Source organism: Streptomyces sp. NPDC090025, from assembly GCF_044748125.1.
Lineage (GTDB): Bacteria > Actinomycetota > Actinomycetes > Streptomycetales > Streptomycetaceae > Streptomyces.
The window spans coordinates 52,394-65,647 of record NZ_JBIVFL010000001.1; the positions used below are offsets into that span (position 1 = coordinate 52,394).

The following is a 13,254-nucleotide window of genomic DNA, read 5'->3' on the forward strand; positions in this document are numbered from 1 at the left end:
GGGGCGTGGTGAGCACCGACTGGAAGAGCGACCTGAGGCAGCGCGGCTACCGGCTGACGCCTCAGCGCCAGCTTGTCCTGGAGGCGGTGGACGTGCTGGAGCACGCCACCCCCGACGACATCCTCGTCGAGGTACGCAAGACCGCCTCCGGGATCAACATCTCCACCGTGTACCGGACCCTGGAGCTCCTGGAGGAGCTGGGTCTGGTCAGCCATGCCCATCTGGGGCACGGCTCGCCGACCTACCACCTGGCCGACCGGCACCACCATCTGCACCTGGTCTGCCGGGACTGCGCCGAGGTCATCGAGGTGGACGTGGAGATGGCCGCCGATTTCACCGGCAAGCTCCGCGAGACCTTCGGCTTCGACACGGACATGAAGCACTTCGCGATCTTCGGCAGGTGCGAGGGCTGTACGGCGAAGACGGCGAAGACGGAGGCGGCGGAGGTGGCGGAGGGTGCGGCGCCCCCCGGGTCGGCCGAGGCGCCTCCGACGGCTCCGTCCTAGCCGACGGCTCGGTCCTGGCCGTCGGCCGGCCTTGAACGAATGTCCCCGCCGGGACGCCGTCGCGTAGTCGTACGCTTTTCCCATGAAGAGCCAGCGCCCCGTGCCGAAGAGCCCTCTGCTGTCCCTGCCCGGCGCCGTCGCCGCCGAAGGCCGGGACGAAGGTGTCGCCGCGCACTACGGCGATCTGTTCCGCGAGCAGCGGACCCTCGCCGACGGCACCGGCTTCGTCGACCTCTCCCACCACGGCGTCCTCACCGTCACCGGCGACGACCGGCTGAGCTGGCTGCACCTGCTGGTCACCCAGCACGTCAGCGAGCTGCCCGTGGGCCAGGCCACCGAGGCCCTGGTCCTCTCCGCGAACGGCCACATCGAGCACGCCCTGTACCTCGTCGACGACGGCGAGACGACCTGGGCGCACGTCGAGCCGGACACGGTCGGCGAGCTGATCGCCTACCTGGAGTCGATGAAGTTCTTCTACCGGGTGGAGGTCGCCGACCGTACCGACGACTTCGCCGTCGTCCACCTGCCGGCCGGTTCGATCGCCGAGCTGCCCGCGGGTGCCGCCGTACGGGAGACCGCGCACGGCCGTGACCTGTTCCTGCCGCGCGCGGACCTGGAGGCGTTCGCCGCCTCGCACGGGCCGGCCGCCGGCATCCTCGCGTACGAGGCGCTGCGCGTCGAGGCGCACCGGCCGCGGCTCGGGTTCGAGACCGACCACCGGACCATCCCGCACGAGATCGGCCTGATCGGCAGCGCCGTGCACCTCCAGAAGGGCTGCTACCGCGGCCAGGAGACGGTCGCCCGGGTGCAGAACCTCGGCAAGCCGCCGCGCCGCCTGGTCTTCCTGCACCTGGACGGCAGCGAGGTGCTGCTGCCGGGGCACGGCACGCCGGTGCGGCTCGCGGCGGACGGCGAGGAGGGGCGCCAGCTCGGCTTCGTGACGACGTCGGCGCGCCACCACGAGCTGGGCCCGATCGCGCTGGCCCTGGTGAAGCGGAACGTGCCGGTGGACGCCGACCTGATCGTGGGGACGACGGCCGCCGCGCAGGAGACGGTCGTCGAGCCGTAGGACCGCACCGGCCCCCGGCCCCCCCCCGGTCGGCGGTGTCCGGTCGGGGGCGGTCAGACCTCGGGCAGGTCAGACCTCGGGCAGGTCAGACGTCGAGCAGGACCGTGAACGGGCCGTGGTTCGTCAGCGACACGCGCATGTCCGCGCCGAAGCGGCCCGTCTCCACGTGCGCGCCCAACTGCCGCAGCTGGGCCACCACCTCGTCGACGAGCGGCTCGGCGACCGGGCCGGGCGCGGCGGCGTTCCAGGTGGGGCGGCGGCCCTTGCGGGCGTCGCCGTACAGGGTGAACTGGGAGATCACGAGCAGCGGCGCGTTCACGTCGGAGCACGACTTCTCGCCCTCCAGCACCCGGACGGACCAGAGCTTTCTGGCCAATTGCGCCGCCTTCTCGGGGGTGTCCTCATGGGTCACCCCGACCAGGACGCACAGCCCTTCGCCGACGATCTCGCCGACGGTCTCCCCTGCGACGACGACGCTCGCGCCGTCCACCCTCTGCACCACTGCTCGCATGCGGACCAACCTACCGATCGGGTCCCCGATCGACACGGGGAGGGCCGAACGGGTGCAGACCGCCTGCGTCGGCCGGGTCCACGGTGGCACCATGCCTGTCAGGCGGTGCGGTTCCGCACCGGTCGAGGGGACGATTCACATGAGTGCATCTGGCACCGGGCACACGCCGTCCGGTTCCGTACCGCTGACCCGCGTCGGCGGCACCGCCCGTACGGTCGACGGCAGTGCCGGTTCCGGTGCGGGTTCCGGCACCGCCGCCGCCGGTTCCGGCACCGCTGCCGCCGCCGGTTCCGGTGGTGGGTCCGGTTCCGCCGGTGGTTCCGGGGGCTCCGGGGGCTTCGTCGGGCGTCCGCCCGTGCAGCGGAGTGCCGAACCCGATCTGCCGGAGCGGCCCGCCCAGCCGGATCTGACCGGGCTCCGGCTGCCCGAGCTGCGGACGCTGCGCCGCGACGCGCAGGGCGACGAGGCCGACCTCAGCTACGTACGACGGATGCTGCAGGGCCGGATCGACATCCTGCGGGCCGAGCTGGCGCGGCGGACGGACCCGGAGGCGCCGGTGCTCGACCGGCTCTCCGAGATCCTCGCGGACACGCCGTCCCGGCGGCAGGGCGCGGTGGCGCGTTCGGCGCGGCACGTGACGCTGTCGACGCCGCGCAGCGAGGAGTACCGGCGGCTGGCGACCGAGATGCTGTCGGAGGTCGAGCTGTCGGACCTGACGGCGCGTACGGACGAGGAGCTGCACGCCGCGATGGGGCGGCTCGCCGGGTACGAGCAGCAGGTGTCGCGGCGCAGGCAGCAGCTCCAGCACACCGCCGACGACTGCAGCGCGGAGATCGCCCGCCGCTACCGGGAGGGCGAGGCGCAGGTCGACGACCTGCTCGCGTGAGGGGTGCGGGCCGAGGCCGCGGGCTGGGACGGCCCGGGGTCCCGGCGCCCGGGGGTGAAACTCGGGTGCGGGGGCCGGAGTCGGGCGCATAGCCTCGCGGGATGAGCCTTGAGCGTCTTGAGCTGCGCGCGATCGACGAATCGGAGTTCCGGGACTGGCTGCGGGCCAAGAAGGTCGCCTTCCAGCAGCCTCCTGTGGTGTCCGACGAAGAGGTCGCGGACCGGTTGCCGCACCACGACCTCAGCCGGACCTACGGCGCGTTCGACCGGGGCCGGCTCGTCTCCACGTTCCACTCCTTCGACCAGCGGCTGAGCACGGTCGGCGGCGCCGAACTCGCCGCCGACGCGGTCAGCGGGGTCTCGGTGCTGCCGACCCACCGGCGGCGCGGGCTGCTCAGCCGGGCGATGAACGCCGACCTGGCGCTGGCGAAGGAGCGCGGCGACGCGTGCGCGACGCTGATCGCCGCCGAGTACCCGATCTACGGGCGGTTCGGCTTCGGGGCGGCCACCTGGATCACCGAGTGGGAGATCGACGTCACCCGCGCCGGTCTGGACCGCCGCTGGGCGGGGCCGACCGACGCGGACGGCGGTGGCCGGATCGACCTGGCGGACGGCGCCGAGATCCGCGCGATCGGCCCCGGTCTGCACCGCCGGCTCGCCGCGGGCCGGGCGGGCATCACCCAGCGCACGCCGCGCGACTGGGACTACGGCACCGGCCACGACGCGGTGCTCAGCACCCCGTGGACCGAGCCGTTCTACGCCGTCCACCGCAACGCGGCCGGGGAGCCCGAGGGCTATGTCTCGTACCGCTCGGAGGACCGCTGGAGCGACGGCAAGCAGCCCACGAACACCGCGACCGTGCGCGATCTGATCGCGGCCACCCCGGCCGCCGAGCGGGCGCTGTGGCGGTTCGTCTGCTCGGTCGACTGGATCACCCGGGTGCGTACCGGGTACCGCGCCGCCGACGACCTCGTACCGGGGCTGCTGCCGGACGCGCGGGCCGCGAGGGTCGTGACCCATTCCGACATGCTGTGGGTGCGGATCCTGGACGTGCCGAAGGTGTTCGAGCCGCGGACGTACGGGACCGAGGGCAGCCTCGTGCTCGATGTGCGGGACGCGGCCGGTTTCGCGGCCGGGCGGTTCCGGCTCGACGCCTCGCCGAAGGGCGGCGCGTGCACGCGGACCGACGCGGCGCCCGATCTCGTCCTGGACGTGGCGGAGTTGGCGACGCTGGCGCTCGGCGACGCGTCGGCGGTACGGCTCGCCGCGCTGGGCCGGATCGAGGAGGCGTCGGCGGGCGCGGCGGCCCGGGCGGACCTGCTGATGCGGACGCCGCGCCGACCGTGGAGCATGGACTTCTTCTGACGGGCACGGGTGCGGACACGAGTACGGGCACGGGCACGGACGAGTTCGAGTTCGAGTTCGGGTACGGGTTCGAGTACGGATTCGGGTACGGGTACGGCGAGGTGGAGGTGGCCGCGTGAGCGGGCTGCGGGAGCTGAAGAAGGAGCGGACGCGGCAGCTGCTCTCCGAGGTGGCCATCGGGCTGTTCCTGGAGAAGGGCTTCGAATCGGTGTCGGTCGCGGAGATCGCGGCCGCCGCCGAGGTGTCGAAGCCGACCCTGTTCCGGTACTTCCCGGCCAAGGAGGACCTGGCGCTGCACCGGTTCGCCGACCACGAGGACGAGCCCGCGCGGGTGGTGAACGCCGCCCTGGCCGACGGGGTGCCGCCGCTCACGGCGCTGCGCGACCACGTGCTCGCGGGCCTGGAGCGGCGGGACCCGGTGACCGGGCTGAACGACGACCCGCGGATCCTCGCCTTCCTGCGCCTGCTGTACGGCACGCCCGCCCTGGTGGCCCGGATGGCCGCGTACCAGAGCCGCTCGGAGGAGCTGCTCGCCGCCGCGCTCGGCGGGCCCGACCCGCTGGCGGCGCGGCTCGCGGCGGCGCAGATCGTGGCGGTGCAGCGGGTCCTGGCGCACGAGAACGTGCGGCGGATCATGGCGGGGGAGCGGGCGGCGGCGCGGCTGCCGGGGGCGGTGGCGGCGGCCCGGGAGGCGTTCCGCGGCCTTGAGCGGGGTCTGCCCTGCTGAGCGCGCCCGGGCGGTCTTGAGCGGGGTACCAGCCACTTCACCCGGTAAAAAACTTAACCGAGTAATGCTTTTCGTCTACGCTGGCGGTATGAAGTCCTCCCGCCGGCCGCCCCCGCACGCCCTTCGTCCCCCGTCCGATGCCCGTCCCTCGTCCGACGTCCGGCCCCCGTCCGATGCCCGTCCCTCGTCCGATGGCCGCCCTGTGACGGACGAGTGCCCTCTGGCGGACGCCTGCCCCGAACCGGACGGGCTCCGCCAGGACCTGGAACGGGAGCGGGCCCACCACGAGGACTGCCGGGCCGCGCTCGTCCGGATGACCGAGGGCGTCGAGGAACAGGTCGTCGTCGGCGAGGACACCGCCGCGTCAGGCGCCGACGCGGAGGTCCTCGGCTATGCGCTGCGCAGCCGGGCCAAGGTGTTCCGCGAACTGCCGCCGGGCCCGCTGTTCTTCGGGCGCCTCGATCTCGCGGACGGCCAGGTCCACCACATCGGGCGGCGCCGGGTCGCCGAGCATCCGGCCGCGCCGCCGCTGGTCGTCGACTGGCGCGCGCCGGTCTCCCGCGCGTACTACCAGGCGGGACCGAAGGACCCGCAGGGCGTCGTACGGCGGCGGCGGTTCGGCTGGGCGCCGGGGAGCCTGGGGGAGTCGGCGGACCTCACGGCCCTGGAGGACGAACTCCTGGCGGACGAGCTCCTGGCGGACGAGTTCCTGACCGGCGGCTCGGGTGCGGGCGGGGGCGTGAGCGCGCTGCTCGCGGGGGAGATCGAGCGCCCGCGCGTCGGCCCCATGCGGGACATCGCCGCGACCCTCCAGCCCGAGCAGGACGCGCTCGTACGGTCGGGGCCCGCCGCCTCCCTGTGCGTGCAGGGCGCGCCGGGCACCGGCAAGACGGCCGTCGGCCTGCACCGTGCCGCGTACCTTCTCTACACCCATCCGCAGCGGGTCAAGGGCTCCGGGCTGCTCGTCCTCGGCCCCAGCCGCACCTTCCTCTCCTACATCTCCGAGGTGCTGCCCGCGCTCGGCGAGACCGGGGAGCGGCAGTCCACCGTCCTGGAGGAGATCGCCCGGCACGAGGTGCGGGCGACGGACGACGAGGCGGCGGCGCGGATCAAGCACGACGTGCGGATGGCCGAGGTGCTGCGTGACGTGCTCTACGCGCGCGTGGACCCCGCTCCGGCGCGGGACGTGGTGGTGCCGGACGGCTCGTACCGCTGGCGGGTGCCGGCCGCCGAACTCGCCGCGATCGTCGCGGACGTACGGGAGGAGGCGCCGCCCTACGCGATCGGCCGGGAGCGGGTGCGGGCCCGGATCGTGCGTTCCCTGCAACTGCGCGCCGAGCGCAGGGCCGGTCCGCAGCCTGGCGCGTGGGTGCGCCGGGTCGAGCGGGCCCGGCCGGTGTCGGCGGCGGTGGAGGCGTGCTGGCCGAAGGTGACGCCGGAGGAGGTGCTCGCGGAGTTCCTGGCCGCGCCGGGGCATCCGCTGCTCGCGGCCCCGGAGGCGGCGGCGCTCCGCCGCCCGGAGCCGCCGCGCTCGCACCGCGTGGCCCGCTGGAGCGCGGCCGATCTGGTGCTCCTCGACGAACTGGCCGGACTGCTCGAACGGCCCGCCGGGTACGGCCACCTGGTCGTCGACGAGGCCCAGGCCCTGTCGCCGATGGAGTGCCGGGCGATCGCCCGCAGGGCCGGTTTCGGTTCCCTGACGGTCCTCGGCGACCTGGCGCAGGGCACCACCCCGTGGGCGGCCGGGGACTGGCGCGAACAACTCGCCCACCTGGGCAAGCCCGACGCCCCGGTGATCCCGCTGACCACCGGCTACCGGGTCCCGGCGGCCATCGTGGACCTCGCCAACCGGCTGCTGCCGGAGCTCGGTACGGGGGTTCCGGCGGGGCGTTCGCTGCGCGGCGGGGGCGCGGTGACCGTACGTCAGGCGGGGGGAGGGGCGGCCGGGGAGGGCCTGGTGGGTCTGGTGGGTGCCGTGGTGGCGGCGGTGCGGGACGCCCTGGCGGAGGAGGGCTCGGTGGGGGTGATCGGCCCGGAGGCCCTGGTGCCCGCCCTGCGCGCCGCACTCGCCGAGTCCGCGGGTTACCGCGAGTCCGGTTTCTCCGAGCGGGTGACGGTCGTCCCGGCCGGTCTCGCGAAGGGCCTGGAGTACGACCACGTGGTGGTCGCGGAACCCGCGGCGATCGTCGCCGCGGAGCCGCGTGGCCTGCACCGGCTGTACGTCGTCCTGACCCGGGCGGTGTCCCGCCTCGACCTGGTCCACGTGGAGCCGCTGCCAGCGGCGTTGCGGGAAGCGGTCACGAGGTGACCCCGGCGGTGGGGCGGGCGGCCTCGGTACGCACCTGGGGCTGGGGCTGGGGCTGGGGCTGGGGCCCGGCCTCGGGGCGGGGGGTGCGGAGCACGAACCAGGCGAGGGCGAAGGCGGCGACGAGGAGTGCGGCACCGACTCCGAAGGCGAGGTGGAAGCCGCCGGTCAGGGCTTCGGCGGCGGGGCGGCCCGCGGTGGTCAGGGACTCGGTGCGGCCGGCGGCGAGGGTCGACAGGACGGCGACGCCGACCGCCATCCCGATCTGCTGGGTGGTGTTGAAGAGGCCGGAGGCGAGCCCCGCGTCCTCGTCCCGTACGCCCGACATGGCGAGCGAGGTGAGCGCGGGCAGCGCGAGTCCGAACCCGGCCGCGAGCAGCATCACCGGGAGCAGGTCGACGGCGTACGAGGCCCGCACCGGCACCCGGGCGAGCAGCGCGAGCACGCCGAAGAGCAGGACGAGGCCGGTGAGGAGCACGTTGCGCTCGCCGAAGCGGGCGATCAGCCGGGCGGCGAGGCCGAGGGCGACGGCGCCGATCACCGCGGCGGCGGGGAGCATCGCGAGACCGGTGGCGGTGGCGCCGTAACCGAGCACCTTCTGGAGGTAGAGCGCGACGAGGATCTGGAAGGAGAACAGCGCCGCGACCATCAGCATCTGGACCAGGTTGGCGCCCGCGACCGGGCGGGAGCGCAGCACGCGCAGCGGCATCAGGGGCTGGGCGGCCTTGGCCTGGCGGATCAGGAAGCCCGCGAGGAGCGTGCCGGCGAGGGCGCCGAGACCGAGGGTGTGGGCCGAACCGGGGCCGTACTCCTCGATCTTGACGACCGCGTAGATGCCGAGGGTGAGGCCGGAGGTGACGAGCAGCGCGCCGAGGACGTCGGCGCCGCGCCGGGCGGTGGTGCCGGGCGGGGTGGCAGGCGGGGTGGCGGGGTCGGCGGGGAGCGCGGGCAGCGCGAGGAGCAGGGCGGCGGCGCCGATCGGCAGGTTGATGAAGAAGATCCAGTTCCAGGCGAGGGCGTCGGTGAGCAGTCCGCCGAGCACCTGGCCGATGGAGGCGCCCGCGGCGCCGGTGAAGCTGAACACGGCGATGGCCTTGGCGCGTTCGCGGGGTTCGGTGAAGAGGGAGACGAGGATGCCGAGGCTGACGGCGGAGGCCATGGCGCTGCCGACGCCCTGGAGGAAGCGCGCGGCGATCAGGACGGCGGGTGAGGCGGCGACTCCGGCGAGCAGCGAGGCGGCGGTGAAAACGGCGGTTCCGGCGAGGAACATCCGCTTGCGGCCGAAGAGGTCGCCGAGGCGGCCGGAGAGGAGGAGCAGGGCGCCGAAGGCGATGAGGTAGGCGTTGACGACCCAGCTCAGGCCGGCCGGGGTGAAGCCGAGATCGGCCTGGATGGCGGGCATGGCGACGGTGACGATGCTGCCGTCGAGGACGGTCATCAGCATGGCGGTGGCGAGGACGCCGAGGGCGGTCCATCGGGAAGTCATGGCGGTTCTCCTGTCGGATGTGGCGACAGGTAGGACGCTAGCAGATAGTTCTGTTGCGGACTATCTATCTCGGATTCAATTGTGGGTGGGCGCGCGCGGGGCCTCTCGGTCTACTTGCTCTGGCGTGCCCTGCGGGCGGTGTGCGGGCCCTCGGCGGGGGTCTCCAGATGGCCGGTGGCCAGCCGCTTCAGCGCGCGGAGCAGTACCTCGCGCTCGTCGGCGGGCAGCGCGTCGAGGGTGCCCGCGTGCACCCCGTCGACGATCGCCTGGCTCCGCCGGGCGACCTCGGCCCCCTTCGGGGTCACCGCGATGATCCGCGCCCGCCGGTCGGCGCTCGACGGCCGCCGCTCGGCGAGTCCCGCCTTCTCCAGGGCGTCCACGGTCACCACCATGGTCGTCTTGTCCATGTCCCCCAGCTCGGCGAGCTGCGCCTGGGTCCGCTCCTCCTCCAGGGCGTGCGCCAGCACGCAGTGCATCCGCGCGGTCAGCCCGATCTCGGCGAGACCGGCCGCCATCCGCGTGCGGAGCACGTGGCTGGTGTGGTCGAGGAGGTAGGAGAGATCGGGCTCGGTCCTGAGGGGCGCCATGGCAGTCATACGGCCAGGGTAACGAAGACCGTTCCGTTGCGGACGATCGACGAGGAAACGATCGAGCCGGGGGGCCCGCGCCGGTGGACCCGCGCCAGGTGGACCTGCGGTGCGGGCTCACCGGCGCGGACTTCGCGGCGGTCAGGGCCTGGCTGGTGGGGCCAGCGGGGCCAGCGGGGCCAGCGGGAGCGCCTAGGCCCGGGGCTGGTTGAAGCGGAGCATGTTGCCCGCCGGGTCGCGGAACGCGCAGTCGCGGACGCCGTACGGCTGGTCCATCGGCTCCTGGAGGACCTCGCCGCCCGCCGCGCGGATCTTCTCGAAGGTCGCGTCGACGTCGTCCGTACGGAAGATCACCCCGCGCAGCATCCCCTTGGCGAGCAGCTCCGCGGCGGCCTGGCGGTCGGCGGCGGGGGCGTTCGGGTCGGCCAGCGGGGGCTCAAGGACGATCTCGACGTCCGGCTGGTCCGGCGAGCCGACGGTCACCCACCGCATGTTCTCGAAGGACACGTCGTTGCGGACCTCGAGACCGAGGGCGTCGCGGTAGAAGGCGAGCGCCTTGTCATGGTCGTCGACGGCGATGAAGCACTGGGAGAGGTTGATGGTGTTCATGCCGACGACGCTACGAGGCGCCCCGGATTTCCGCTTCTCCGTTCCTGACCGGTTGCCGGCACCGGTTGCCGGCACCGGTTGCCGGCACCGGTTGCCGGCAACCGGTGGGTGGACCGCTCGTCGATCAGGCCCCGTCGCCGGTCGCCCCGCCCGGTGTTCGCGTTGTTCACGTCGCCCGCGTCCCCCGCGTCGGCCGGGTCAGGAACATCGCCACGCACGCCGGGATCGGCTCCCCCGCCGTGTGGTCCCGCGCCCGGTACGCGCTCGGGCTCTCGCCGACCAGCTCCGTGAACCGGGTGCTGAACGACCCCAGCGACGTACACCCCACGGCGAAGCAGACCTCCGTCACGCTGAGGTCGCCGCGGCGCAGCAGCGCCTTGGCCCGCTCGACGCGGCGGGTCATGAGATAGCTGTACGGGGTCTCCCCGTACGCGGCCCGGAAACTGCGCTGGAAGTGCCCGGCGGACATCAGCGCGGCGCGGGCGAGCGCGGGCACGTCCAGCGGCTCCGCGTAGTCCCGGTCCATCATGTCGCGGGCGCGGCGCAGGCGGGCCAGGTCGTCGAGGCTCGGCGGAGTCACAGTCCCCAGGATGGCACGGGCCGCGGACAGCGGGCCGGGAGTTTTCCACAGGCTGGGGGTTGTCCACAGGTGGTCACGAATCGAGAAGCAGCGGGGCGCCCGGCCGCCTAGCCTGGCTGTCAGAACAGCCGCGGCGAGAACCGCCGAGCCGAGCCGCCGGGCCGCCAAGCCGCACACCGTACGCCGCACACCGACCGACCGCATCGCCGATCGCCGATCACCGATCACTGATCACCGCAGGGCGCAGGGAGACGAGACACGATGACCAAGCCGCACGCCGCCGACAGCCACGATCTGATCCGCGTGCACGGTGCCCGCGAGAACAACCTCCAGGACATCAGCATCGAGATCCCGAAGCGCCGCCTCACGGTGTTCACGGGTGTTTCCGGCTCCGGCAAGAGCTCGCTGGTCTTCGACACGATCGCCGCCGAGTCGCAGCGACTGATCAACGAGACGTACAGCGCCTTCGTGCAGGGCTTCATGCCGTCCCTCGCCCGGCCCGACGTCGACGTGCTCGACGGTCTGACCACCGCCATCACCGTCGACCAGCAGCGGATGGGCGGCGACCCGCGCTCCACCGTCGGCACCGCCACCGATGCCAACGCGATGCTGCGGATCCTCTTCAGCCGTCTCGGCACCCCGCAGATCGGCGGCCCGAAGGCGTTCTCGTTCAATGTCGCCTCGATGAGCGGCGCGGGCGCGGTGTCGGTCGAGAAGGGCGGCCGTACGGTGAAGGAGCGCCGCAGTTTCACGGTCACCGGCGGCATGTGCGCGCGTTGCGAGGGCCGCGGCTCGGTCACCGACATCGATCTGAGCGCGCTCTACGACGACTCGAAGTCGCTCGCGGAGGGCGCGCTGACGATCCCGGGCTACACGATGGACGGCTGGTACGGGCGGATCTTCAGTGGCAGCGGTTTCTTCGACATGGACAAGCCGATCCGTCGCTACACCAAGCGCGAGCTGGCCGATCTGCTGCACCGCGAGCCCACCAAGATCAAGGTCGAGGGCATCAACCTCACCTACGAGGGGCTGATCCCCAAGCTGCAGAAGTCGATGCTGTCGAAGGACGTCGACTCGCTCCAGCCGCACATCCGGGCGTTCGTGGAGCGCGCGGTGACGTTCATGGTGTGTCCCGACTGCGACGGCACCCGGCTCAACGAGGGCGCGCGGTCCTCGAAGATCGGCGGGGTGAGCATCGCGGACGCGTGCGCGATGCAGATCAGCGATCTCGCGGAGTGGGTGCGGGGGATCGAGGACCCGGCGGTGGCGCCGCTCCTGGAGACGCTGCGGCAGACGCTCGACTCGTTCGTGGAGATCGGCCTCGGCTACCTGGCGCTCGACCGGCCCTCGGGCACGCTGTCGGGCGGCGAGGCGCAGCGGGTGAAGATGATCCGGCACCTGGGGTCGTCGCTGACGGATGTCACGTACGTCTTCGACGAGCCGACCACCGGTCTGCACCCGCACGACATCCAGCGGATGAACGAGCTGCTGCTGCGGCTGCGCGACAAGGGCAACACGGTGCTGGTGGTGGAGCACAAGCCGGAGACGATCGCGATCGCCGACCATGTGGTGGACCTGGGTCCGGGCGCCGGTACGGGTGGTGGCACGGTCTGTTTCGAGGGCACGGTGGCGGGGCTGCGGCGCAGCGGGACGGTGACCGGGCGGCACTTCGGCGACCGGGCGTCGATCAAGAAGTCGGTGCGGGAGGCGACCGGCGCCCTGGAGATCAGGGGCGCGTCGGCGAACAACCTCCAGGGTGTGGACGTCGACGTCCCGCTGGGTGTGCTGGCGGTGGTGACGGGTGTCGCCGGTTCCGGCAAGAGCTCGCTGGTGCACGGGTCGATCCCGGCGGGTGCGGGCGTGGTGTCGGTCGACCAGGGGGCGATCCGCGGTTCGCGGCGCAGCAACCCGGCGACGTACACGGGGCTGCTCGACCCGATCCGTAAGGCGTTCGCCAAGGAGAACGGCGTCAAGCCGGCCCTGTTCAGCGCCAATTCGGAGGGCGCGTGCCCGACCTGCAACGGCGCCGGGGTGATCTACACGGACCTGGCGATGATGGCGGGGGTGGCGACGGTCTGCGAGGAGTGCGAGGGGAAGCGGTTCCAGGCGTCGGTCCTGGAGTACCACTTCGGCGGCCGGAACATCGCGGAGGTGCTGGCGATGTCGGTGGCGGAGGCGGAGGAGTTCTTCGGCGCGGGCGAGGCCCGTACGCCGGCCGCGCACCGGATCCTGGAGCGCCTGGTCGACGTGGGCCTCGGCTATCTCCATGTCGGCCAGCCGCTGACCACCCTGTCCGGCGGTGAGCGGCAGCGGCTGAAGCTGGCCACGCACATGGGGGACAAGGGCGGCATCTACGTCCTGGACGAGCCGACCGCCGGTCTGCACCTGGCCGATGTCGAGCAACTCCTCGGTCTGCTCGACCGGTTGGTGGACTCCGGCAAGTCGGTGATCGTGGTGGAGCACCACCAGGCGGTGATGGCGCACGCCGACTGGATCATCGACCTGGGCCCCGGCGCGGGCCACGACGGCGGCCGGATCGTCTTCGAGGGCACCCCGGCCGACCTGGTCGCCGCCCGCGGGACCCTGACGGGCCGCCACCTCGCCGACTACGTGGGCGCCTGACC

General features: G+C 73.1%; 12 protein-coding genes. 7 read left to right on the top strand and 5 right to left on the bottom strand.

Annotated features, from left to right (window positions below; translation table 11 throughout):
• The first annotated feature begins 5 nt into the window (after positions 1 to 5).
• Positions 6 to 506, top strand: coding sequence for a Fur family transcriptional regulator (locus ACIPXM_RS00270; protein WP_401649938.1), 501 nt, complete (start codon positions 6 to 8; stop codon positions 504 to 506).
• 82 nt (positions 507 to 588) lie between these two features.
• Entirely contained in the window at positions 589 to 1,575 is a 987-nt protein-coding gene (locus ACIPXM_RS00275) for a YgfZ/GcvT domain-containing protein (protein WP_401649941.1), read from the top strand.
• A gap of 85 nt (positions 1,576 to 1,660) precedes the next feature.
• Here ACIPXM_RS00275 and dtd read toward each other — a convergent pair whose 3' ends face one another.
• The gene (gene dtd / locus ACIPXM_RS00280; protein WP_401649944.1) at positions 1,661 to 2,086 is read right to left on the bottom strand and encodes a D-aminoacyl-tRNA deacylase; all 426 of its coding nucleotides are present in this window, start codon (positions 2,084 to 2,086) and stop codon (positions 1,661 to 1,663) included.
• 139 nt (positions 2,087 to 2,225) lie between these two features.
• On the opposite strand from dtd, the gene ACIPXM_RS00285 reads away from it, so the two are divergent.
• The 4 genes from ACIPXM_RS00285 (at position 2,226) to ACIPXM_RS00300 (ending at position 7,371) form a co-directional block, all read left to right on the top strand.
• Positions 2,226 to 2,972 (top strand): ABC transporter substrate-binding protein, encoded by a 747-nt coding sequence (locus tag ACIPXM_RS00285; protein ID WP_401649948.1) that lies wholly within the window; start codon positions 2,226 to 2,228, stop codon positions 2,970 to 2,972.
• A gap of 101 nt (positions 2,973 to 3,073) precedes the next feature.
• On the top strand, positions 3,074 to 4,336 hold the full coding sequence (locus tag ACIPXM_RS00290; RefSeq protein WP_401649951.1) for a GNAT family N-acetyltransferase: 1,263 nt from the start codon (positions 3,074 to 3,076) through the stop codon (positions 4,334 to 4,336).
• 115 nt (positions 4,337 to 4,451) lie between these two features.
• The gene (locus tag ACIPXM_RS00295; protein WP_401649954.1) at positions 4,452 to 5,063 is read left to right on the top strand and encodes a TetR/AcrR family transcriptional regulator; all 612 of its coding nucleotides are present in this window, start codon (positions 4,452 to 4,454) and stop codon (positions 5,061 to 5,063) included.
• A 202-nt stretch (positions 5,064 to 5,265) separates the two neighbouring features.
• Positions 5,266 to 7,371: a HelD family protein gene (locus ACIPXM_RS00300; protein WP_401649957.1), complete on the top strand. Its 2,106-nt coding sequence runs from the start codon at positions 5,266 to 5,268 to the stop codon at positions 7,369 to 7,371.
• On the opposite strand, the gene ACIPXM_RS00305 is transcribed toward ACIPXM_RS00300, so the two are convergent.
• The 4 genes from ACIPXM_RS00305 to ACIPXM_RS00320 form a co-directional block, all read right to left on the bottom strand.
• Positions 7,361 to 8,854, bottom strand: a complete 1,494-nt coding sequence (locus tag ACIPXM_RS00305; protein ID WP_401649960.1) for an MFS transporter — start codon at positions 8,852 to 8,854, stop codon at positions 7,361 to 7,363. The two genes, ACIPXM_RS00300 and ACIPXM_RS00305, sit on opposite strands and share 11 nt — an antisense overlap.
• A gap of 110 nt (positions 8,855 to 8,964) precedes the next feature.
• The gene (locus tag ACIPXM_RS00310) at positions 8,965 to 9,450 is read right to left on the bottom strand and encodes a MarR family winged helix-turn-helix transcriptional regulator (RefSeq protein ID WP_401649963.1); all 486 of its coding nucleotides are present in this window, start codon (positions 9,448 to 9,450) and stop codon (positions 8,965 to 8,967) included.
• Positions 9,451 to 9,633: 183 nt separating this feature from the next.
• Positions 9,634 to 10,050 (bottom strand): VOC family protein, encoded by a 417-nt coding sequence (locus tag ACIPXM_RS00315; RefSeq protein ID WP_401649966.1) that lies wholly within the window; start codon positions 10,048 to 10,050, stop codon positions 9,634 to 9,636.
• A gap of 166 nt (positions 10,051 to 10,216) precedes the next feature.
• Complete coding sequence (locus tag ACIPXM_RS00320; RefSeq protein ID WP_401652405.1) at positions 10,217 to 10,579, bottom strand: helix-turn-helix transcriptional regulator; 363 nt, start codon at positions 10,577 to 10,579, stop codon at positions 10,217 to 10,219.
• A gap of 312 nt (positions 10,580 to 10,891) precedes the next feature.
• Between ACIPXM_RS00320 and ACIPXM_RS00325 the strand changes: the two genes are divergently transcribed.
• Positions 10,892 to 13,252, top strand: a complete 2,361-nt coding sequence (locus ACIPXM_RS00325; RefSeq protein WP_401649969.1) for an ATP-binding cassette domain-containing protein — start codon at positions 10,892 to 10,894, stop codon at positions 13,250 to 13,252.
• Positions 13,253 to 13,254: the final 2 nt, after the last annotated feature.